Source organism: Glycomyces tenuis DSM 44171, assembly GCF_000427885.1.
Taxonomy (GTDB): Bacteria; Actinomycetota; Actinomycetes; order Mycobacteriales; family Micromonosporaceae; genus Glycomyces; species Glycomyces tenuis.
Genome location: NZ_ATYW01000001.1, coordinates 165,034 through 187,555 on the forward strand (window position 1 = coordinate 165,034; position 22,522 = coordinate 187,555).

Genomic DNA, 22,522 nt, shown 5'->3' on the forward strand with positions numbered 1-22,522 from the left:
CAGGAGGCCAATTGCCGCACGACTCCATGATCATTTTCAGCCCTTATTCACCGAGCATTCTGAGTCAAGGGTGCAGCGATTCCACTTCTGCCCGAAATACCATTGCCCCAATGTGAACATAACGATTTCATAACCGTCTCCGACACCCTCTCGGAGAAGGCGCCGGCCGTCGCGCGCGGCGAACCGCTCGCACCGCGAAGGCGGCACCGGCCCTCCCGGCGGAGCCCCCATGCGGCCCCGTCGGCGGCGTGACGTCCCGCCTGAAGTCCGGAACCGGCTGCGCCTCAGTCCAGACCCCGGGTGTCCGTCCATATGAGTCTATCGGCGGGCACGGCGGACTCCCTCGGCCGAGCCGGTCTCGGTCCGATCCCCTCGACGCGGCCGGGCGCCGGCGCCGACTCGGAACCCCGTCGTCGCATTGCCCCTCAATATGGCCTCCGGTCGTTACAATTGATCCAGTACCGACGTTCGGATTCCAGCCCCACTTGGAACCGATGGTGAAACGACTGCGCCAGGAGGCCTCCGCTCGCAACCGAATGATTCACCCTCCTATCCGAGAACCGTCTGTTCATCGAAAATCCACCGATCCGATACGACAAGAATCATAAGGCCGCCGGGTAGAGCCATCTATTGGGGACACAGCCGTCGCAAATCACCCCTATACGACATAGCACCGATATCCGAATTGTGAATTCCCCACCGGAATTCGAAGTCACGAGACGGCCGGCGAACACCCCCGGCCCGTACCCGCCGACCGAACACGCGCGCGGCCCCAGGGAGCCGGGCTCGTCCTCCTCCCCTGTCCGCGATCCATGACCCGCATAGCTCCTCGATGCAATAGGGACCGAACCCTTGAAAGCGAACCGCGCCGCACTGGCCCCCAAGACGTCCGCTCCCGTCCGGAACCCCGCATTCCTCGAACACCCGCGGCACCCCACAGGGGCCGCCGAGACCCACCAGACCATCGCCGTCGCGGTGGCCTCTCCCGAAACGGTGACGCTGTCGGGACTCGCCGCCGTCATCGGCGAACAGGACGACTTCAAAGTGGTGCACACCGAGTGCGACATCGAGGTCTCCCTGATCTCGCTCGACGAGCGCCGGCCGGACGTCCTGGTCACCGAGTCCTGCTTCGCGGGCAGCTGCGTCCTGGAGACCATCGAGCGGGCGACCCCGCCGGTGCCGGTCGTCGTCTTCTCACACCACCGCTCCACACTGGTGCTTCGGCGCGCGCTGCAATGCGGCGTCAGCGGGTTCGTCACGCGCGAGGCGAGCGCGGCCACGCTGCACGAGGCGATCCGGCGGGTCGCCTCCGGCTCGGTCTACGTGGACCCCACTCTGGGGGCGGAACTGGCCGAGCACCACGGCCTCCACGGGCTCACCGCCCGCGAACTCGACGTCCTGCACCTGGTGGCCACCGGCCACACCACCGCCGAGATCGCCGCCTCGCTGTACGTCGGCGAGCGGACCGTCGAGGCCTGCCGCGCCTCCCTCAAGCAGAAGCTCGGCCTCAGCACCAAGGCGCAGATCCACGCCTACGCCAGGGACAAGGGCATGCTCGCCGACTGCTCCTGCGTGCCCGTTCCGAACCCGCGCTGACCTCCTCCCCCTCGGCTCCGCCCGGCCGATCGACCCGGCATCCGGCCGCGGCGCGGCGCCCGAATACGCGCATTTGTCACGAAATACCGGGGGTATAGTCGAAAAACGGGCCCGGGACGGCATTGGAGTCCCGGGCCCTGCCAGTCGACTCGACTAGCGCTCGACTCAGGTCGAGCTCAGGGAGCAGCACGAGGTCGCACCACAGCACGAGCAGGAATCGCACGAGCTGATGGCCGACGACGCGCCGGTCTCCGGCATGGCGACGGCGTCACGCACCGTCGCGACCTCGATGGCGTCGAACGACAGGTCGTCGAGGTCGAGTCCCTCGAAGTCGAACTCAGTCGCAGTAGGGGTCGGGTTCATCTCATTCACCTCCTTTCATCTGGATTTCCGCACCTGGCGACGTCGCCGCCGCCGGTGTGAAACTGGGGGAGGCGCTCGGGGCGGCCTCGCGGGCCCCGCGGAAGAACGCCTCCAATTCGGACAGCTCCGCGCCCGACAGCCTTCCGGTGGCGTGCCAGCTCTCATGGCACGCCCGGGCCAGCCGCTCCGCGTCGCCGGAGGCGACCTCCAGATCGGCGAGGCATACCGGCAGCCCCCAGGTCGCCAGCCGCTCGGCGAGCGCCTCCGCGAGGGAGGCCCTCCCGAGGGCGGGCGCCAGGGCCCGGTCGAGGCGTCGCAGGCGGTCCGGGTCGCCGAGCCGGGGTCCGATCGAAGCGCCCGCGCGGATCGCGGCGAGGTAGGCGGGCAGCAGCGAGGCCATCGCCGTGCCCTTGGCCAGCTCCAGCATCGTGCACAGCGGATCCTGGAGGTACCACAGCACATGGTCGTACCTGCCGCGGCCCAGCGCGACGAGCTGCGTCGCCGACACCGCGACGATCCAGGCCAGTTCGGCGCGCGCCTCGAGGTCGACGGGCGCGGCGTGCACGCGGTCGAGCGCGATGACGCACCGGGCGGCCAGCGCCTCGGCCAAGGCGTCCGTGACGCCCAGGGCTGGGGCCGCCAGGTAGGGGCACAGGATGCGGGCGAGCGTCTCCACCCCGCCTTCCAGGACCGCTCGCGCGGGGAGGGTCGCGTTCAGGGCGGGGTCGATGACGGCCGACGTCGGCGCCAGGCGCCCGGTGATCATGAGCCGTCGGCGGCCTTCGAAGACCAAGGCGGCCACGCTGTTCAGTTCGGAGCCGGTCGCGGTCGTCGTCGGCAGCAGCAGTGTGGGCAGTCCCGGGCGCAGCCGCGCCTCCCGGTCGGCGTCGAGGTCCAGCAGGGGCCCGGCCCGCCACCGCTCGGCATCGCGCCACCGCGGATTGACGGCCAGCAGCGCGGCGAGCTTGGCGGTGTCCATCGTGCTGCCGCCGCCGACGCCGATCACCGCGTCGGCTCCGGCGAGGGTGACCGCCTCGGCGGCGGCCTGGACGTCGCCCAGGGTGGGGACGCCCGCGACGCGGGTGACCGATGCGGCCGGCACGCGGTGGGCCGAGAGGCGGGCCAGCAGGTCACGGCCGACGTCGGTCTCGGCCACCCGCGCATCGATCAGGACGGCGGGCGCCGATCCCAGCGCCGCCGCCCGCGGCCCGAACTCGGCAGCGCGGCCGACGCCGAAGGCGACGAGCGTGGGGACCTGCCAGTCGGTCGCGACGGCGGAGGGGTTCGCGGTCATGGCAGGTCCAGTTCGTCGAAGACCTGACCGGCGGCCTCGGTGACGGCCTTGAGGTCGTCGTCGTCGACGACCAAGGGGGGCATGAGGCTGAAGCCGCGCTCGGAGGGGTGGACGATGACCCCGAGCGACCGGAACCGCTCGGTCACCGCGGCCGCCTGCGGCAGCCCGATCGGGCCGCTCTCGCCCCGGAGGTGGACGCCGATCATCAGCCCGCGGCCGGTCGGCGGGAGCGCCTGGCCGCGGGCGCGGGGCAGCAGCTCGGTCAGGCGGCGGGCCAGTTCCTCCCCGGCGCGGCGGGAGCGGGCGACCAGGCCGTCCGATTCGATGACGTCGAGCGTGGCCAGCGCGGCCGCGCAGGCGAGCGGGTTCCCGGCCTGCGTCTCGCCGCTGCGCAGGACGTGGCCACCGTCGGTGAAGGCGTCCCAGATGCGCTCGTGGATCAGGACCGCCGACATCGGCAGGTATCCGCTGTTGATCCCCTTGGACACGACCATCAGGTCCGGGCGCAGCCCGGCCCACTCCGAGGCGAACATGGACCCGGTGCGGCCGAAGCCGGTGGCGACCTCGTCGACGATCAGGCAGATGTCGCGCTCTTCGCAGAACCGGTCGAGGCCCGAGAGGAAGCCCTGGTCCGGCACCAGCACCCCCGCCGATCCGAGCACCGGCTCGATGATGACGGCGGCCAGGTCGTCGGCGGCCGCCCGCAGCAGGCCGAGGGCCTCGCTCGCGCCGCGGGCGTCCAGCGGCGTCGGCACGTGCATGACGTCGGACCGGTCGACGCCGTACTCGTCCTGTTCGAGGTCCTCGCCGGTGACGGCCATGGCGCCGTAGAGGGTGCCGTGGTAGGAGTCGGCCAGCGCGGCGACCGTGCCGCGTTCGGGCCGCCCGGTCAGCCGCTGGTACCGCCTGGCGAGTTTGAGCGCGGCGTCGACGGCGCCGGCCCCGGAGGTGCTGTAGAAGACCTTGGTCAGCTCCGGCCGCGGGCTGATCTCCAGCAGGCGGGAGGCCAGCAGCAGGGCCGGTTCGTTCCCGTAGCGGAACAGGGTGCCGTAGGCGAGCCGGTCGAGCTGCTCGCGGATGGCCGCCTGGATCCTCGGCTCGTCGAAGCCGCAGTGCATGTTCCACAGTGCGGCGTTGGCGCTGACGTACTCCTGCCCGTCCTGGTCGACCAGGCGGCTGCCGTGGCCGCCGGTGATCGTCACGGGCGAACCCAGATACCGTCCCATGTCGGTCATCGGGTGCCACAGCGGGTAGTCGGTCCTGGTCATGTCGACCTCCTGCTCGGCGGGACGGCGCCCGCCGAGGCGAGCGCCGCTTCGGACTTGGCCACCGCTCGCGCGGCGTCCTCGGCGGTGATGCGGTGCGAACCGGCGAGCAGTTCGACCGCGTCGTCGGGGTGGTCCAGCCGCACCTCGATCACGGCGGCCAGCGACGGGGTCAGGCGGTGCAGGCGCCCGCCCGAGTGAAGGTGGTACCGGTCGCCGCGGCGCAGCACCGCGACCCCTTCGGGCCAGGCCGGGGCGCTGCCGTGGGCGTGGGTGAGCGGGCCGCCGCAGCCGCCGACCCGGATCGCGTCCGGCTCGAACGGCTCGGCGTGCTCGGCGGCGAGGGCGGCCACCGCTCGGACGCCGTCGAGCACCCGCGCCAGCCACGGCCGCTCGGCCCGCGGCATGCCCTCGGGGCGGCAGCGGCAGCCGTTCGCGGCGGCGGGCAGGGCCCGGACCGCGGCGCGGAGCGTCTCCAGGCCGTCGCCGACCTTGCCGACGAGCGGCCCGGCCCGGCCGGCGCGCACCGCGCCGTCGGCGTCGACGTAGAGCTGCCTGCCCTCGGCGGCCGGGCAGGGGCCGTAGCCGAGGCGGCACAGGCCGGCGAGCCTCCGGCCCGGATCGAACAGTCGCCTGTGGAGCACGCCGTCGCGCCAGGCGGCGTCGACGTCGTCCAGGATCGGCGCGGCGGCGTCGATCCAGGCCAGCGACGGCCGGTGGTCGAGGGGGTCGGCGTAGTCGCGCGGTGCGGCGACCGCGTCGAGGTCGCGGACGGCGACATGCGCCGTCGCCGAGACCGCGGGGCGCCGCGCCCACACCGTGCCGCGGGCGCTGACCACCGCGCCGAGCCACGCCTCACCGGACGCGACCGGATCGGCGCGGTCCCACCACAGGTCATGCGCTCCGGCGGTCACCGGCGAGGAGGCGTACCGGCCGGAGCGGGCGAGGTCGAGGCGGGCCGCGGCCCGCCTCCGGTCCTCCCGCAGCCGGACGGCGGCGCCGGTCTGGGGCGGGCAGCCGTTCAGCGCCCCGCGCGAGGCCAGTCCGCGCAGGCCGGCCAGGTCGGTCTCCACGAAGGCGTCGGGGACCGCGCGGAGCAGCGCGGCCAGCCGCTCCGGCCGGTCGCCGGGCGCCACCCGCACCTCCGGTTCGATCCGGTGCGCGCCGAGCGCCGACAGCGCGGCGCGCAGCCGCTCCGGCTCGCACCGCTCGGCGGCGCACACGAGGGTGACGCCGCCGCTCGCGACCGCCGCCAGCGCCTCGGCCGAAGCGGGGTCGACCCGCTCGACGGGCAGGCTCGCCCGCAGTCGCACACCGCGTGAGGCCAGGTGGGGCGCCTCGTCGCGCAGCCGCTCGGCCAGGCCCGCCCAGTCGGTCGAGGGCCCGCCGAGCAGCGGCACGGTCATCGGCGCGGCCGTCCGGGCGGCGAGGTGCCGCAGCTCGGCGGCCACGGCGGGGCCGACCGGCACGCCGAGCTCGGCGGCCAGTGCCGCCGGTGCGGCGCCCGAGCGGTAGATCCGGTCCGGGTCGGACCCGGCGGTCAGCTCGGTGCGCGGCCCGTCCAGGTGCCGCAGCCGCCACCGCTCGGCGTCGGGCTCGGCGCGCGAGGCCGCGATGCCGCGGTCGGACAGCGCGGCGGCCAGCAGCTCGCACAGCGAGCGGGTCGCGTCGTCTTCGACGAGCACGGCGGCGGCCGGGCGCGAGCGGGCCAGTGTGGACGCCCATTCGGGGATCGTCCCGGCCGGTCCGGCGGTCACCAGGCGCGGCCCGGCGCCGTCCGGCGCGGCGGCGGCGGCCGCGGCCGTCGGCAGGTCCGGGGCGCAGTGGACGTGTCCCCATCGGTCGCGGCGCAGGCGCAGCAGCAGTACGGGTCCGCTCATGCCGCCGCCTCCACCGGTCCGCGGTCGCCGCGGGCCGCCGCCCGTACCGCCGCGGCGTTCAGGGCCATCGCGGCGGCGAAGGGCACGACCATGGCCGCGGGCAGGAACAGGCCCAGGCAGGCGAAGACGACCGGGGCGATGTAGCGGGCGAAGAACCGCTGCCGCTGGTCGTCGACGCCCGCGGCCCGCTGCCCGAGGAGTCCGGCCGCGGTGCCCGCGACGGCGAGGGCCGCGGCCCAGGCGAGGCCGCCGAGGCCCTGCGTCACCGGCGGGGACGAGAGCGTCTCGAGGCCGTAGAACGCCGCGTCCTCGGCCGAGGGCCCGGTGCGGCTCCACAGCGCGATGACCACCACGAGGAGGAACTGCGCCAGGCCGAAGGCCGTGCCGATGCGGCCGAACGTCCCCGGCCCGCCGTCCGGGTCCGGTTCGGAGCCCCGCTGCCGGTCGATGCGGCGGCGGGCGCCGCTCACGAGCCACGGCCAGGTGAGGATCCGCCAGGCGGCGCCGAGCAGCAGCACCGCCCAGCCCCAGGCCGCCTCGTCGGCGGCCGGTTCGAGCACGCTCGCGACCGGCGCGAGCACCGACTCGGTGGCCGTGCCGATCCAGTCGAGGAGGTCGCCCCACATGGCCGGGTTCCTTTCTGTCGTCGTGGCTGCTGTCGCGGCGTGGCCCGGAGCGGGCTCAGCGCTGCGGCTCCCAGGGCATGGTCTTGACCGTCACGACCATGGCGGCCACGCCCCAGGCGGCGATGACCAGCAGGTTCACCAGGTCGAAGGCCATGCCGGAGGCGCCGGGGTCGAGCGGGGTCCGGACCGCCTCGGCCATCGGGATGAACGGGAGGTAGTCCAGGACCGCCTGGACGGGACCGGGCATGCCGTCGATCGGGAAGAACACCCCCGAGATGAACAGCAGCGGGAACAGCGTCGCGGTGGAGACGATGAGCGCCGCCTCGACGCTGGGGACGAGCCTGGTGACGGCCATGCCCAGGGCGCACGAGGTGAAGCCGCCCAACAGCACCGCCAGCACCAGCGCCGGGATGGCCGCCGCCCGCAGCTCCAGGTCGAACAGCGCCAGCGAGACCGCGATCATGATCGCCACGGACACGACGGTGACCGCCAGGGAGACGCCGATGCGGCTCATCAGGTGCACCGATTTGGGCATCGGCGACTGCCTGATGCGTTTGAGCACCGACTTCTCGCGGGCGGTGACGATGCCGGTGACCATGTTGAAGTAGCCGGACACCGCGATGACGAAGACGATGATGGCCGCGCTGGTCGTCTGCACGGCGGCGACGCCGTCGACGGTCTCGCCCGACTGGAGCAGGTTGAACATGACGTTGAAGAACAGCGGGAACAGCAGCGAGATCGTCAGCGCGAACGGAGTGCGGGAGGCGCTGACCAGCCCGTACTTGATGTCGTGGACGAGCAGCCGCGCCGCGCCGCGCCGCGGGTTCGGCGCTGCGGTCGGCAGGGCGAGGGTCGAAGTGGTCATGTCGCGCTTCCTTCGGTTTCGCGGGCCAGGATGGACAGGTAGAGCTCTTCGAGGTCGGGACGCCGGACCTCCAGGTCGGCCAGGGCCACGTCGTTCGCGATCGCCCAGGCGGTCAGCTCGTGCAGCGCGGCCCGGGTGTCCTCGACCTCCACGGTGATCCGCCCGGCCGAGGCGCGGGCGAGGGACGCCAGGCGGCCGGGGAGCCCTTCGGGGGAGGTGCCGTCGGCGCGGAACGAGACGGTGGCGCCCCGCTCGTCGGGCAGGAGGCGCGAGGGCTCGCCGACCGCGGCGATCTGTCCTGAGTGGAGCACCGCGACGCGGTCGCACAGGCGCTGGGCCTCGGCCATGTTGTGCGTGGTGAGGAAGACGGTCTTGCCCATGGCGCGCATGGCCCTGACGGTCTCCCAGGCCCGGTCGCGGGCCTCGATGTCCAGTCCGGTGGTCGGCTCGTCGAGGAAGACGATGTCGGGGTCGCCGACCAGGGCCAGGGCCAGGTCGAGGCGGCGCTGCTGCCCGCCGGAGAGCCGGCCGACCCGCACCTGGCGCTTCGGCGTCAGGCCCACCAGTTCGATGAGCTCGTCGACGGGGTAGGCGCGGCTGTAGTAGCCGGCGAAGAGCGCCAGGTGCTCGTACACGGTCAGGTACAGCTCGAAGCTGCCCTTCTGCGGGACGATGCCGAGGCGGTCGCGAACGGCCCGTCCGGCCCTGCTCGGCTCCATGTCGAGGACCCGGACCGTGCCGGCGGTGGGCTTGATGTGGCCTTCGAGGATCTCCACCAGGGTGGTCTTGCCGGCCCCGTTGGGCCCCAGGAGTCCGAAGACCTCGCCTTTCTCGACGCTGAGGTCCACTTCGTTCAGGGCCCGCACGGAGCCGTAGGACTTGGACAGGCCCTCGACCCACATCGCGGTCGCGTCCGCGGCGGAGGGGGTCGAGCGGCTTGCCTGTTGCGTGGTTTCGTGGGTCATGATGTCGGTTCTCCGTCGCTCGTACTCGCGGCCGCGCCATCCGATGGCGAACCGATCGGGATCACGTAGCCGATGATTTCGTCGTAGCCGTCCAACTGCGCGATCTCGCACACGGCGTCGTCATAGAAGCCGCCGACCGAGATCGACCGGAGGCCGAGGGCGGTCGACACCAGCAGCAGCGACTGCGCGGCGTGACCTATCTCAAGCATCGCAAAACGGTGCGCTCGCATGCCATAGCGCGGCCGCAGTCTTCCCAGGTCGGCACCGACGAACAGCACCGCCGGGACGTCGGAGACGTCGACGCGCGGAGTCTCGCCGACGAAGAACGGCGAGCTGTACCGCAGCGCGTCGCCTTCGGGCACGGTGCCCACTTCCTGGAGCTCGTGCGTGCGGGGCAGGTATTCGTACAGGGCCGGGTCGAGCCCGTCCACCGAGCGGGCGAGGACGCGCACGATGAGCGGGTAGGCCATGCCGGCGCTCGGGTTCGCCATCACCTGGCGGCGCGGGGGGTCGGCCTCCTCGTACCGCTCGGTGGCGACCACGCCGGCGCCGAGCCCGAGGAGGGAGGCGAGCGGTTCGAGGCCGAGGCGTCCGGACAGTCCGTCGCGGTGGGAGCGGCGGGCGGCCAGCACCGCGGACAGGGGCGAGGCGGCCAGGCCGGGGTCGGGGGGCGGCAGCGCGACCGGCTCGCCTCCCGCGTAGTCGAGGACCCGGACGATAGGGTCGCCGTGCCGGGGCTGCTGCGAGTCCATCGAGGCGGGACGGAACTTGCTCAGTTCGTGGTAGGCCCGGTCGGGGGCGTCGGGGGCGTCGGCGAAGTAGTCGGGGCGCTCGCCGGGGGCGGCGATGAGCAGGGAGGCCAGCCAGGCCAGGTAGACCTCGTCCGAGGCGGTCATGCCGAGGCGGTTGTACGTCATGTGGAGGTGGGAGACCATGATCGCGTCGGCGTCGCCGGTGAGCTTCCCGGCGCGGCCGAGTTCGCGCAGCTCGGCCGCGGTCCGCCCGACCGCGCTCCACCACCGGCGGTAGGCGGCGGGCGCCGCGGACTCCAGCGCCGCCTTCCGGCGGAGCAGCTCCGCGCCGGTGGCGACCACGGTGGACTCGGCGGCGGCGCGGGTCCGGGCGAAGGTGCGGGCGACGACCTGGTCGACGTAGCGCCACATCGTGGCGTACTCGCGCAGCCAGCGCACCGACTCGTTCGCGGTGCCGTACATCGCCGAGACGAAGCCGAGCAGCAGGTCCAGGGCCGCGCCGGTCCGGGCCTGCTCGGATGCGGTGCGGGCGACGACGGCCGCGGTCAGCTCGCTGGAGAGGCCGAACAGGTCCTCGGCCGGGCCCATGCTGTCCGGCCCGCCGTAGCGCTCGGTCTCGGGCTCGTAGGCGACCTCGGCGAGGTGCCCGTCGGGGTGCCATGCGAGTTCGCGGGCCTCCTCGGCGGGTATCGAGAACTGGCGGTAGAACTCGGCCGGGTCGAGTTCCGGCGCGGGGTCGGGGAAGGGGAGCGCCACCGCTCGGCGCATCTCCTCGACGGCCCGGTCCAGGCGGGCTTCGTCGTTGCCCGCCAAGCGGATCCGCAGATGCGGGCCGCCTTCCCAGTAGCGGATGTAGAACCAGGCCGTGATGGCGCCCTCGCCGCGGAGCCTCCTGGCGGTGGGGGCCACGGCCTCGACGATGAGCCGGTCGGTGGCGGCCTTGCCGCGGTGGCAGTACACGTGCAGGGCCCGCCAGCGGCGGGGGCGGTCGCTGTCGGTCATCGGCGCACATCCAGGAGCAGGTCGGTGAAGCGGTTGACGCCCAGCGGCGCCACGTACGCGGGCAGCCGGGTCGGCTCCAGGCGCAGGGCCGCGGCGAGCGGGTCGGGGTCGAAGCTGCGCGCCGGGCGGAGGAAGCCCCCGTGCGGGGTGAGGGCCATGCCCGCGGCCTGCGCGATCGCCCCCAGCCGGAGTTGGAGGAGCCGCAGGCCCCGTTCGCCGCCTTCGCGGACGGCGGCGGCGTGGTCGGTGATCATCAGCAGCGCCGCCGGGCATCCGGCGATGGACATCTGGGTGGCCGGGTAGGCGAAGGACCGTTGCAGCGCGTCCATGTCGGGGCCCGCGATCCGCCGCCGCGCCCGCCCGTCCTCGATGAGGTGGCAGCCCGGGTCGAGCCCTTCGACGTCGCGCGATGCCAGGACGACGTCGACGCCGCTCTCGGCCGCCGACGGGACGCCGTCGGCGGCGCGGCCTATCGCGGCCAGCAGCGCCTCGGCCGCGGTGGCGGCGAGCGGGACCGGCGCCGGCGAGAACCCTTTGTTGGCGCGGCCCGCGGACCGTTCGAACAGGACCTGGGCCCAGCTCATGCCGGTGTCCGGCCCGGCGGCGGGCGGCCTCGCGCCGCCTTCGCCGGGCGCGTCGAGTTCGACTGCTCCGGCCGGTGTCCAGCCGTCGCGGGCGCGCAGGCCGAGCCGGTCCAGCAGTGCCGCGTCCGGCAGGTCGCGGCGGGTGCGGACGGCCAGGCGGTGGGCCGAGCCGACCTGGGCGAGCAGTTCGAGCAGGTGCCCGGCCTCGCACAGGCTCAGGCTCCAGCGCAGTTCCCGGTACCGGGTCGGGACGGAGCCGAGGTGGCAGACGACGGCCAGGCTCGCCGGGCCGTCGAGCTCCCGGTCGAGCTCGGCGTCCCCGGCCACGGGCCGCAGCAGGTGGCCCGAGGCGTCGTAGTGCCAGGCGCCGCCGGCGGTGAGCAGGAACAGCTGCGCCGAGTAGAAGCAGTGCGCGGCGGGGTAGGCGCGGTGCGGGTTGACCGCGCTGCGCACTTCGAACCGCTGCGGTGCCGCGGCCGCGATCGTGCCGAGCACCCGCGTCCGGACCGGCACGTCGGAGTCCACTCGGCCCCGGGGGTAGGGGGCCGAGTCCAGCATCCGGTGGAGGCCGGGCGGCAGCGGCACGTCCGGCCCGGTCGCCTCGACCGGCACCGGGACGCGGTCGTCGCCGTCCGCCGGGATGCCCAGCAGCAGCGGCCTGGCCTGGCGTTCGGCGAACGCCAAGAGGCGCTCGTCGCTCAGGGCCGCCTGCGGCGGGTCGAGAACGTCCATGCCTGCTGCTCCTGTCACGGGAAGGGGTGGGGTGGGACGGCGTCGGGGTCCGTCGGCTGCTCGCCGGGGGCTCGGTAGCCCAGCCGCTCGGGCAGGGTCCGCAGGCGCCGCAGGTTCCGGGTGCGGCGGTGCACGTGGCCGAAGGTCATCGGGATCGTCTGCGGCACCACCACTTTCACCGTGGCGGGGACGTCCGCGGCGGTGACGCGGTCGGTCTGGTCGACGACGACGGGGTCCATGCCGTTGGCGGTCACCCGGTCGACCGCGAGCCGCAGGACGTCGGTGAGGTCGCGGCGGACCCATTCGCGCCGCCAGTCGCCGAAGGCCTCCTCGATCGTCGCCGGTTCGGCGCCGGGGTCCAGGAAGGACCACCACGGCCTGGTCTCGGGGTAGTTGTAGAGGATCGTGTGGTCGTGGAGGGTCTTGACCCGCTCGGGGTGCTCGATCAGGTGCCGCCCGTCCTCCTCTTGGCGGGCGCGCATCTCGGCGGGCATGCGGTGGCGCACCACGCAGTTGGTGACCGCCTCGGTCGCGGCCGAGGCCACCGCTCGGCGCGGGTCGCAGTGGGCGCCGGCCGCGAAGAACGCCGCCGGGCCGTCGTCGTCGCGGCGCGCGACCAGGCTCATCACCGCCGGTATGCCCAGTTCGGTGGTGGTGTCGAACAGGTGCAGGTCGTAGCCGAGCCGGTCCAGCAGCACCCGCATGCCGCGCAGGCTCGGCACCTCGGCGTCGTCGACCGCGAGCGGCCGCACCGGGCGCCGGGTGTACCAGGTGAGCAGGAAGGCGTCGCGTTCGACCACTTCGAACAGGCCGTAGAGACTGGCCTCCTCTATAGAGGACCCGGTGGCGCAGCCGTTCGAGCTCTCGTACAGGAATCTGGGCGCGGGCGGGCCGGACCGGCCCCACCGGTCGATGTGCCAGTACGCGACGTGCTCGGGCACGAGCACCGGGCGCTGCCGTCCGAGCGCGAAGCCCCACACCCAGTCGGTGGGGGTGTCCGGGTCGTACGGCTCCAGGTGGAAGTGCGGGTCGTCGTAGCTGCTCTCGGGGTGCAGTCCCAGTTCGCGGAGATCGATCGCGTCGGGCAGCTCGTTCTGGCTGCCGCGCACGACGGTGCGCCTGCCGTGGGGGCTGGCCGAGCCGAGCCGTTCCAGCGCCTCGTAGAGCGCGATCGTCTCGCCCGCGGGGTAGGTCAGCGCGCGGCCGTGGCCGGCCTCCCCCGGTTCCCCGCTGGTGAGGGCGAGTTCGGCGCTGGTCAGCGCCATGACGGAGTTCTCGGAGCGGAAGACGTGCCCGACCGGGCCGTACCGCCAGTCGTGGACGAGGTCCCGCAGCTCGGCGCCGGACAGGCCGGACTCGTTGCCGCGGAAGGACTCGGGGTCGGGCTGGGGACGCGGGCGCAGGGTGATCGCCGCCAGTTCGGCGCTGTCGTCGGGGACCGGACGGCAGCCGGGGCAGCCCGGCAGCGGCACCGTCCGGTGGACGCGGCCGGTCAGCAGCCCGGTCGTCACGTGCGTCTCCCGGTCGGCCAGCAGCCCGTGGCGCAGGGCCCGCTCGGTGATCACGGCGAGGTGGTCCAGGTGGGCGGCGGTGAGCGCCATCGCGGGGACCGGCCCGTCGAGCTGCTCGACCGGCGAGTTCTGGCGCCGCCACAGGCGTCGGCGCCGCTCGGCGCACAGCTGGCACCCCGGCAGGCCGGGCCGGACCCAGGGCCCGACGATGCCCAGGTCGCCGACGATCCTGGCGGGCAGGAGCTCGGCGGCGCGGACGGCGTCCTGTTCGGCGGCGTCGCGTTCGGGGTCCCAGCCGTCTCTGGCGAGCACCACGGTGTCACCGGGCGCCACGGCGGCGTCGTCGGCGCTCGGCACGGCCGCGTCGTAGGCGCCCGAGAGGCGCTCGGCCAGGACCGAGTGCAGGTCTCCGGTCCCGATGAGCCAAGTCGTCGCCGTCATCGGCTTCCTCCGGACCGGTGGACGCCGAGCCAGCCGACGGCGCCGAGCGCGTCCAGGCCGGGTTCGGCCGCGCAGCGGGCGACCGCGATCCGCTCTCCGGCCTCCGGGAGGGAGGCGAGGGCCTCGCGGGCGTTCCAGGCCGCGGCGTCCTCCGCGTGCGGGGAGTCCGGCGGGACGGCGGTCACCGGCACCGTCGGCCGCTCGCCTCCGGCCTGGAGCGCCGCGGCCGCGTGCCGGATCGCGACCCGGCGGGCGGTCTCGCCGTCGGGGTGGGCGAAGACGGCCAGGCGGCGGCCTCCGGCGGCGACCGAGGCCGCGGTGAGGCCCGGGGCCCGCAGCGGGCGCAGGGTCTCGACGTCGAGTGCCGCGGCCCGCTCGAACGCCTCGACCTCGACCGTCTCGACCCCGGCTGACTCGAAGCGGCGTTCGCGCTCGGCCGCGTCGTCGAGCCAGGAGGCGAGCAGTCGGACCGTCGCGTCGCAGAGCATCCGGTCCTCGTCGACCCCGGCACATGTGACCTCTGTGGACACCGGGAGCGGCCGGTCGCCGTCCAGGGGCCACAGCCCTTCGCTCGGGGCCGCGCCCGCGAGGGCTCGGGCCCCGTCCAGCGCCGCCCGGTAGCGGGCGACGTCGCCGGTCTCACCCCAGCCGAACGAGTCCGGTCCGGCGCTCGCGACCGCCATCGGCATCTGCGGCAGCTCGCCGGGCCCGGCGTCCGGGAGGAGGCCGGTGACCGGGTCGCACAGTTCGGCGATCCGGCCGGGGTCGGTGGCGGCGGGCCGCTCGGAGCCGACCGGCAGCGCCGGGGCCTCGCCGCGGGCCCACACCGGATGAGTGGTGGTCTGGAGCCGCTCGGCCATGACCTGGTAGGCCTGGCCGTCGTATTCGGTGCTGACGCCGGTGAGCAGATAGAACGCCTGCATGGCGGCCAGATTCCCGGCCAGGGCCGCGGCCACGTCCGGCACCGGGGCGGACGCGGTGTCCACGCCCCTGGCCCGCATCCGCTCCAGCACGGTCGCGAGGCCGGCCTCGTCCTCGCCGCGGCGGGGCGGGGCGATCACGGCCCGGTCGGACAGCTGCGCGACGCCGATCACCGCCGCCGCCTCGGCGGAGGGCTCGGGCGTGTCGATGTGGATGCGCACGGGCGCTCCACCGCCGCCGAGGGGGCCGAGTTCGGCGCCGGTCTCGGCCGCGTGCTCCTTCAGCGCGGCGGAGGGCTCGGACACGGACAGGCGGCCGGCTCCCAGGCTCAGCAGGCATCGGGCGGCGGCCTCGGCGAGGGGCCCCTCACCGTGGATCGCGATCGGGTGCGAGCGCAGCCGGTCGAACGCGGCGTGCGGGTCCTCGACCGCCGAGTCCAGGAAGGACAGGGTCCGCCTGTGGTCGGGGTGGAGGGACGCCTCGTCGGCCGCCGCGCGGCCGGGGAGCTCGGGGCGCAGGAAGCCCTTGTCCAGCAGCTCGTCGAGCAGCCGCCGGGCGGTCTCGCGGGCCTGCGGCGGGAGCGCGGCGGTCAGCGCCTCGGGGTCGGCGCCGCGGTGCAGGTGGGGGAACAGCGCCGTCCACAGTTTGCCCAGGGCGGGCGATCCGCTGATCTTGAGCGTCTCCTGCCAGCCGACGCAGTACAGGCCGCCTTCGACGGGGGTGATGTGGACGGCGGCGCGCAGCCGGACCCGCCCTGTCGTCTCGGTGCTCACGACGCGGCCTCCGCGTTCTCGTCGGGGGTGAGGATCTGCCGCCAGGTCACGCCGGTGATCGAGGCGACCGATTCGCTGGCCGCGTGGGCCAGGAACAGCCGTTCGGCCGGTGAGACGTCGAGGACCAGCAGTTGGGCGTACAGCAGGTTGACCATGAATCGGTAGGCGGCGAACCAGCGGCCGCCGACCGGGTCGGTGTAGTCCGCCGCGCGCAGGGCCGCGTGGAACTCGCTGTACTCGCGGTCGTCGCCGACGGCGTACTTGCGGCGCAGGTGGTCGTTGAGGAGGGCGGAGCGCTCGGCGTACCCCTGGTGGAGGTACGGCTCGATGGCGTGGGCCTCGGCCAGCTCCAGCGCGCGGTCCCAGCAGCGCCGCAGCGACCGCGCCCACTGCCGCCACACCGGGTCGCCGCCTTCGTAGTAGCCGGGTTTCAGCGGGTCGTCGATCAGGGATTGGACCAGTGCCTCGAACACCGGGCGCACCGGCCGGTAGCGCGCTTCGAAGTCGGCGCGCAGCGTGCCTTCGGGGTCGTGGTCCTGGAGGTGGTCCTCCAGGTGGGACTTGTAGGAGAGGCTGCCGTGGAGCAGGCCGAGGTCGGGGTAGGTCGCGGCCAGCAGCACCATGAAGGTGAACGCGCCCTGCAGGCGGGCCGAGCGGCTGTGCTCGGCTGCGGCCGCGATGTGCCCGATCGGTTCGAGCATGGCCTCGTTGAAGGCGTCGCGCAGATCGAGGGCGTCGGGGTTCTCGATGAGTCCGGGCTCCAGCGGCCGGTCGAGCCGCCGCACCGTGTTGTCGGGCCAGATCGGCTCGTAGGGCGGGGGTATGAGTTCGGCGGCCCCCAGCTGCTTCGAGGTCTCGAGGTAGCCGTCCACGTTGAGCTCGTACGCCGAGCCGTGCCGCCGGAGCCCGGCCTCGACGGCGGCGCGTTCGGCGTCCAGGGCCGCGAGCTGGTCGCCGTGGTCGGGGCCGGAGGCGATGAGCTGGAGGTGCGGCCCGAAGCGCCAGTGCCGGGCGATGTGGACGTGGGTGACGCCCTCGGCGCGCCGCAGGCGCTCGGCGGCGGGCAGGAGGACCGCGGCGACGAATCGGCGCTTGACCGGCGCGTGGTAGGCCACCGCCAGGGAGGCTCTGGAGAGGTTCATCGCGGGTTCGCCTTCCGGTAGAACTCGGCCACCACTTCGGCGGCGTGCAGCCTGCCCGCCACGGGGAAGTGCTCGTCGGGGCCCGGTCTGGCCTCTTCGACGACGATGTCGGCGCCGGGCTGGTAGGCCAGGAGCCGGTCGAGGTGGCGCACGTGCAGCCTGCTGAGCAGGTCGACGTACTGCGGCTTGCGGTTGTCCATATAGGCGCCGAAGTAGCCGTTGACGTCGCCGGGGCTCAGTTCGGGCGCGGGAGGGTGGACGAACACGTGGTCGGGTATGCCGTGGCGCGAGCGCCAGGCGCCGAGCCGCACGAAGAAGTCCGATTCGGCCTCTCCGGGTTCGGGCCTGGGCATCGACTCGCTCGGGATGTGCCAGCGGGCGCGGGCCAGCCAGACCGAGCCGAACCGCAGCCCCGGGTAGCGCCGCACCCGGCCGCGGTCCACTTCGGTCTCCCGGTCGGCGCTGACCTGCGGTTCGAAGAAGATCGATCCGCTGCCGCCCATGGCGGTCAGCGGCAGCAGCCGCGAGGGTAGGAAGTACGGGATGAGGAACCCCAGGTACAGCGGGTGGACGCGGCGGTCGCTCACCGGGTCCCAGAGCACGACCCGGTCGCTGGACCGGTCGTGCCGCACCACCAGCCGGTCCAGCGGCAGCCGGTCGGGCGCGCCGCCGTTGTCCCAGTCGAGGTCGGCCTCGGCCAGCAGCGGGTGGAGGTTCGCGTTGAAGCCCTGGACGGGGCGGAGCTCGGCGGTGAGGCCCTCGGTGTGGTGCTCGCGGATCGTCCGGCGCACGCCGTCGACGACCCCTTCGTCGGCGTGCGTCAGGAACCGGCTGATGTAGTTGCCCCAGCCGTTGTAGATCTTGTTGAGGACCGCTCCGGTGGGCGGGTTGCCGCCCAGCGGCTGCATGAACACCCCGTAGGAGGCCGGGTGCTCGGCCACCCAGGACGGCGTGCGGCGCGCCACGAGCTCGGCCAGGGCCGGGTCGAGCTCCACGGGCGCGGCGGGGTCGGCGCCCGGCGGCGGGTTCAGCAGCCGCTCGGTCAGGCCGGAGACGATCTCCGCGCGCAGCGGGACCAGGCGCGACAGGACGGGGTCGGCGGCGATCAGCTCGTGGTCGAAGCCCTCGGTGATCTGGAGCGCGTCGTCGTAGGCGGGCAGGAACATCGCTCCGAGCGCGTCCAGGTCCTCGCAGACGCCGCCGGGGCCGTACCGGTCGGTGAAGCGGTGGATCAGGACCCTGGAGAAGACGTGCTGCTCGTCGAATATCTGGAGGATGTCCAGCAGGCGGCGGCAGTCGTCCAGGACCGGCTTCCAGTCCGAGGCGGTGCCGCACGCCGGTTCGAGGACGCCGTCCTCGAACCAGATCGGCCCCGCGGCCAGCACGGCCCGGGCGTCGTCGCCGAGCGCTTCGAGCGCGGCGGTGCAGGCGGACTTGCCCGCCCGCAGCAGTGCGACGCGCTCGCCGGGGCCGGCGGCCGCGAATCGGTCCTGCGTCTCGCGCACCCGCTGGAGTTCGGCCCGGACGGCGGCGACGGTCGGGTCCGCTTCGAAGTCGGCCAGCCATGCGACGAGCGCCGCCAGCGCGTCGGGGGTGTGGTCGTCGACGATCGGTTCGGGGACCAGGACGCCGAAATCGCACAGTTTCGCGACGAAGGCCGCGGCCGCGGCCGCGTTCGCTCCGGGGACGCGCTCGGCGATGACGTCGGCCAGCTCGGCGAAGGTGGCGCTTCCCCGTTCTCTGGACCGGAGCCACCGCACGAGGGCGATCGAGGCCGGGTTGGCGGGGACGGTGACCTTCGCTTCGCCGTGGCGGGCGGCGATCTCGGCGGCCTCGGGGCCGAGCCGCTCCCGGTCGCCGACTGCGATGAACCTGCCGTCCTCCAGGCGCAGCCCGGCCGAGGTGTGGAAGCGCACGGCGCCTCTGACCGCGGGCAGGCGGCTCAGTTTCGACTCCAGTCGCCGCAGGACGCCCCGGTTGAACTCCATCTCGGAGGCGACGCGCCCGATGCCGGCGTCGTCTCCGGGCCGCTCGGGCAGGAAGCCGGCGACGGTGTAGCGGCTGAAGGGGCTGGTCTTGGTGCAGGCCCGCATCGCGTACCGCAGGAGCGACTCCTCGGATTTGCGCGTGTTCTTCTTGACCTGCTCCCAGGGCGCGGCGCGGTACTTGTCGGCGGCGTCGGGGAGCAGTTCGCTGGACATCGCCAGTGAGCCGCGCAGTCCTTCGTCGGCGAGGATCGCGCGGAGCGCGGCCCGCTCCTCGGACAGCCGCTCCTGATGGGCCTCGGTGAGTTCGGCGCGCAGCCGCTCCAGCCGCTCCTGGTTGTCCAGCCAGGTCTCGATCGCGGGCTCGGTGACGACGGCGCGGATGTCGGTCCGGCTCAGGCGCCGGGGCAGCCGCTGGTTGTGGATGGCGCGCCGCAGCGGGAGCACGATCCTCTGGCGGACGTCCCGGTCGCAGGTGCCGGCGACGGCGTACAGCAGGTCGGTGAGCTTCTCGGCGGCCTGCTCCTGGGCGGCGGCCAGTTCGCACAGCTCGGCGAGCCGGGCGCGGTCGGCGGCGGCGCCGGTGCTCTGGAGGGCGTCGGCGGCGGTGGGGTTGACGCGCAGCAGCAGATGCGGCGCGGCGGTGAGCGGCGGGATCGACGGCGCGGGCCGGGAGTCACCGCTCGGAACGGTTTCCATGCCAGGCTCCTGTCGCTGTCGCAGTTCCCGAAGGGCCCTGGCGTTGATCACCGGGGCCGCTCGCTCGCTACGAAGTATGGCGACAGCGGCACGGAGCGCGACAGTGCAGAAATCCGTTAGGCCCTTGCGGGATATCCGTAACCCTCAGTAGTGGTTCCCCGCGTTCCAGGTGGCCGCGGCCGGGCCCGCCCGCCTCGCGTCGGAGGCGGGCGGGCCGGGGATCAGCGGCCGACGAGCCAGTGGCGCTGGAGCGCCTGGGAGCGGTCGATGACCGTGTCGAAGTCCTCGCGGATCTCCGGGACCGAGTCGGTCAGGTACCGCAGGACGAACGCGAGCGCCTCTCGCCGCTGCCTGGGGCCGATCTCCTCGATCATGTGCGGCTCTCCGCAGAGGCCGCGGACGACGGCCTCGACTTCGAGGAAGTTGTGCGGCGGACGCAGCGCGGGCCCGGCGGCCCGCAGCTCGGCCATGAACCGCCCGAGCTCGGCATGGTCAAGAACGGCACCACCTGAGGCGGCAGGCTCGAGATCCGCATCGCCGCGGTCCGCACGGCCGGAATCCGCATGGTCGGAACCGGCCCGCTCGGATCCCGTGTGGTCGGAAGGACCGTGCTCAGGGCCCGCGCGGTCAAGGCCCACATGGTCGGAATCGGCGAGACCACGGCCCCCGCGTTCGGGCGTGGCGCGCTCCGGCGTCGACGCCTCGAAGCCACGGTCCCCGTGTTCGGGAGTGGCGGCCGTGTCGAAGCGGTGGGCGAGGCAGACGAGGGCGGTGGCGTGCAGGTAGTCGGCCGCGGTGTCGTGGTCGAGCCCGCGGAAGCGCATGCGCAAGCGGTGCTCGCCTTCCGCGTCGCCGAAGGCGACGGCGCGGATCACGGCCCGGTGCAGTTCCTCCGGTGTCATCGTTCGGTCCCTTCCTCGCAGCGGAAGCCGAACAGGCCACCGGCGGCGAACACGCCGCTGACCATCTCGCGGCCGACCGCCTCGGCCTGGTCGTACAGCTCCGCGAGTTCGGCGTCGCTGCGGTCGACGCCGACGATCATCTGGGCGGAGGTCCACATGCACGTCCAGTGGTCGGCCTGCGGGATCTCGGTGTAGAGCCGCGCCTCGCCGTAGAAGACGCGGACGAGCGCCTCGGTCTTGAGCGGCGAGACGCCCGGGCGCTCCGAGCGCAGGCGATCGATGAAGCGGCGGAGTTCGGCCCGGTCGAGCTCCTCGCCGAAGTGGTCGAAGAGGCAGGAGACGAAGAGCGTCTGGATGAAGAGCTGGTGGGCCGCGTAGTGGTCCGGGTAGATGAGGCGCTCGATCCGGTGGGATTCGGTGCGGTGGCCCCGGAACATCGCGGTCGCGTGCCGCCGGAAGAGCAGGCGGCGCTCGGTGTGGTCCATGACGTGGCCCTCCGAGCCGTTCGCGGTGCGGTCCGTGGTGCGGCTCGTGTGGTTCGCGGTGCGGCTCATGGTCAGCCCTCGCAGTCTTGGACGCAGGAGAACCAGACGCGCGAGGCGGCGCGTTTGAGTTCGCGGGAGTTGGCGGCGTCGAAGACCCAGTCGCGGTGGGCGCCGTCGCACACCCACAGGTCGGGCTCGCCTACCACGAGGCCGGTCACGTACCCGAGAAGCCGTCCGTCGACCTCGACGGCCGGACCGGCTCCACTGAGCGCCATCCACAGGCGCGGGGCCGAGGCGACGGTGCCGAAGTGCACCAGGCGATCCCCGACGGGTTCGGTGCCGAGCACGGTGAGCCGGGCCGGGTCGGGCGGGTCGGCGAGGCTGACGGGGATCGGCATCGACTTGAGCGCGCGCAGGTAGCGGGCGCGGATGCGGTGCGGCGCGAAGTTGGAGCTCACAGCGCACCGCCTTCGACGGTGGGGAGGTGCGCTGGGAAGTGCGCGGGGAACTGGGCGTCGAAGCGGCGTTCCCAGACGGCGATGTAGGGCATCTGGACGGCGGGCGCGGTGCGCTGGCGCTCTTGACGCGGCGTGCCGGACAGGTGCGACGGGTCGGCCTCGGCGGCCGTGGAGGCGGCGGGCGCGGGCTTGCGTTCGGCGGTGAGCGGACGCGGCGCAGGGAGCAGGCCGCAGGCGGCGACCCACAGGAGCCAGCCCAGGGCCCAGAGGAGGCGGGCGGCGAAGGTCGGCGGTCGCGGTTGGAAGTGGGCGTCGCGGAACGGCTGGGAGAGTTCGAGGAAGCGCTGCATGGCGCCCTCGCGGAGCGGTGAGAAGCGGTAGAGCGTGTCGTCTTCCTGGGGATCGCGTGTGTCGCGGGGATCGCGGGTGTCGGAGTCGGGTTCGGGCGTGATCCATCGGCGGTGGCGGCGGTACGGGCTCGGCCGGGGCTGGTCGGCCGGTGGGGCCGGGGAGGGGATCGGTGGCGGGTGCTCGCCGGGATCGGGCAGCTCGCCGCGCCGGTGGCGACCGGTGCGGGTGTCGGGGTACCAGCCTGGGGAGCCGTAGGGTCCCGGGTCGAGCGGATCGTGCGGCTTGCCGCCGATTTCGAAGGTGTCGCCGGGGCGGTGGCGCAGGTGCGGTGGTTCGTAGCGCGGGGAGCGCGGGTCGGAGTCCGGGATGGACGGGTCGTAGGCGGGCGGGTCGGAGGGGTCGTGGCGGTAGGCGCCCGGGGTGTCGGGATCGGCTTCGCGGAAGTGGAAGCCGAGCGCGGCCGGGTCGGCTTCACGGAGGCCGAGATCGAGGCCGAGGCCGAGGTGGAGACGGCGGCGGAGCGTGTCTGGAACGGGTTCACGGCGAGCTGCGCCGGAGTGCCCGCTGACCGGTTCGCGGTCAGACTCGTCGAAGAGCCCACGATTCGGCCTGTGGTCAGACTCTTCAAAGAACCTGCGGCCCGGCCCATGGTCAGACTCATCGAAGAGCCTGCGATCCGACCCGTGGCCAGACCCGCCGGAGAACCCCTGATCTGACCCGTGGGCAGACTCGTCGAAGAGCCCGCGACCCGGCCCATGGCCAGACGCGCCTGAGTGCTCGCGAACCTGTCCGTGGACAGGTTCGCTGAAGCGTTCGTCGTGGTCGTGGGTCTCGTATGCCGGATCGTGGTGCGGCGGGTGAGCGGACGAGAGGCTAATCGAGTGGCTGTTTTCAGGCAGCGTCGAATAGCGTATGGTCGTAGACGACACA

The 22,522-nt window shown here is 73.6% G+C and carries 18 protein-coding genes; 1 reads left to right on the plus strand and 17 read right to left on the minus strand.

All coding sequences use genetic code 11. The features are described 5' to 3' along the window. The first annotated feature begins 852 nt into the window (after positions 1–852). Positions 853–1,596 (plus strand): response regulator transcription factor, encoded by a 744-nt coding sequence (locus YWW_RS33570; RefSeq protein ID WP_051325224.1) that lies wholly within the window; start codon positions 853–855, stop codon positions 1,594–1,596. Positions 1,597–1,761: 165 nt separating this feature from the next. Here YWW_RS33570 and YWW_RS0100870 read toward each other — a convergent pair whose 3' ends face one another. The 17 genes from YWW_RS0100870 to YWW_RS35620 form a co-directional block, all read right to left on the minus strand. Continuing rightward, complete coding sequence (locus tag YWW_RS0100870; RefSeq protein ID WP_026928609.1) at positions 1,762–1,959, minus strand: thiazolylpeptide-type bacteriocin; 198 nt, start codon at positions 1,957–1,959, stop codon at positions 1,762–1,764. Between the two features lies 1 nt (position 1,960). Continuing rightward, complete coding sequence (locus YWW_RS0100875; protein WP_026928610.1) at positions 1,961–3,253, minus strand: iron-containing alcohol dehydrogenase; 1,293 nt, start codon at positions 3,251–3,253, stop codon at positions 1,961–1,963. Next, positions 3,250–4,521: an aminotransferase family protein gene (locus tag YWW_RS0100880; protein WP_051325225.1), complete on the minus strand. Its 1,272-nt coding sequence runs from the start codon at positions 4,519–4,521 to the stop codon at positions 3,250–3,252. The genes YWW_RS0100875 and YWW_RS0100880 overlap by 4 nt, the downstream gene beginning before the upstream one ends. Then, on the minus strand, positions 4,518–6,398 hold the full coding sequence (locus YWW_RS27550; RefSeq protein ID WP_035703875.1) for a hypothetical protein: 1,881 nt from the start codon (positions 6,396–6,398) through the stop codon (positions 4,518–4,520). The genes YWW_RS0100880 and YWW_RS27550 overlap by 4 nt, the downstream gene beginning before the upstream one ends. Next, a complete protein-coding gene (locus YWW_RS0100890; RefSeq protein ID WP_026928611.1) occupies positions 6,395–7,024 on the minus strand; it encodes a hypothetical protein in 630 nt (209 codons plus the stop codon). The genes YWW_RS27550 and YWW_RS0100890 overlap by 4 nt, the downstream gene beginning before the upstream one ends. A gap of 55 nt (positions 7,025–7,079) precedes the next feature. After that, on the minus strand, positions 7,080–7,889 hold the full coding sequence (locus YWW_RS0100895) for an ABC transporter permease (RefSeq protein WP_026928612.1): 810 nt from the start codon (positions 7,887–7,889) through the stop codon (positions 7,080–7,082). Then, positions 7,886–8,854 (minus strand): ABC transporter ATP-binding protein, encoded by a 969-nt coding sequence (locus YWW_RS0100900; RefSeq protein ID WP_051325226.1) that lies wholly within the window; start codon positions 8,852–8,854, stop codon positions 7,886–7,888. Before YWW_RS0100900 ends, YWW_RS0100895 begins: the two co-directional genes overlap by 4 nt. Beyond that, a complete protein-coding gene (locus tag YWW_RS0100905) occupies positions 8,851–10,608 on the minus strand; it encodes a thiopeptide-type bacteriocin biosynthesis protein (protein ID WP_026928614.1) in 1,758 nt (585 codons plus the stop codon). Before YWW_RS0100905 ends, YWW_RS0100900 begins: the two co-directional genes overlap by 4 nt. Further along, complete coding sequence (locus YWW_RS36380; protein ID WP_026928615.1) at positions 10,605–11,924, minus strand: nitroreductase family protein; 1,320 nt, start codon at positions 11,922–11,924, stop codon at positions 10,605–10,607. The genes YWW_RS0100905 and YWW_RS36380 overlap by 4 nt, the downstream gene beginning before the upstream one ends. A gap of 14 nt (positions 11,925–11,938) precedes the next feature. Next, the gene (locus tag YWW_RS0100915) at positions 11,939–13,876 is read right to left on the minus strand and encodes a TOMM precursor leader peptide-binding protein (RefSeq protein ID WP_051325227.1); all 1,938 of its coding nucleotides are present in this window, start codon (positions 13,874–13,876) and stop codon (positions 11,939–11,941) included. Continuing rightward, positions 13,873–15,570 carry a hypothetical protein gene (locus tag YWW_RS0100920; RefSeq protein ID WP_051325228.1) on the minus strand — a complete coding sequence of 566 codons (1,698 nt, stop codon included), beginning with the start codon at positions 15,568–15,570 and terminating at the stop codon, positions 13,873–13,875. The genes YWW_RS0100915 and YWW_RS0100920 overlap by 4 nt, the downstream gene beginning before the upstream one ends. Further along, entirely contained in the window at positions 15,567–16,712 is a 1,146-nt protein-coding gene (locus YWW_RS0100930; protein ID WP_026928618.1) for a lantibiotic dehydratase C-terminal domain-containing protein, read from the minus strand. The genes YWW_RS0100920 and YWW_RS0100930 overlap by 4 nt, the downstream gene beginning before the upstream one ends. Continuing rightward, positions 16,709–19,396, minus strand: coding sequence for a lantibiotic dehydratase (locus YWW_RS0100935; protein ID WP_026928619.1), 2,688 nt, complete (start codon positions 19,394–19,396; stop codon positions 16,709–16,711). The genes YWW_RS0100930 and YWW_RS0100935 overlap by 4 nt, the downstream gene beginning before the upstream one ends. Before the next feature lie 221 nt (positions 19,397–19,617). Next, positions 19,618–20,298 (minus strand): hypothetical protein, encoded by a 681-nt coding sequence (locus YWW_RS0100940; RefSeq protein WP_026928620.1) that lies wholly within the window; start codon positions 20,296–20,298, stop codon positions 19,618–19,620. Continuing rightward, positions 20,295–20,852 (minus strand): hypothetical protein, encoded by a 558-nt coding sequence (locus tag YWW_RS0100945; protein ID WP_026928621.1) that lies wholly within the window; start codon positions 20,850–20,852, stop codon positions 20,295–20,297. Before YWW_RS0100945 ends, YWW_RS0100940 begins: the two co-directional genes overlap by 4 nt. Before the next feature lie 2 nt (positions 20,853–20,854). Next, positions 20,855–21,241 (minus strand): hypothetical protein, encoded by a 387-nt coding sequence (locus tag YWW_RS0100950; RefSeq protein WP_026928622.1) that lies wholly within the window; start codon positions 21,239–21,241, stop codon positions 20,855–20,857. Continuing rightward, on the minus strand, positions 21,238–22,521 hold the full coding sequence (locus YWW_RS35620) for a hypothetical protein (protein ID WP_155829778.1): 1,284 nt from the start codon (positions 22,519–22,521) through the stop codon (positions 21,238–21,240). Before YWW_RS35620 ends, YWW_RS0100950 begins: the two co-directional genes overlap by 4 nt. Position 22,522: the final 1 nt, after the last annotated feature.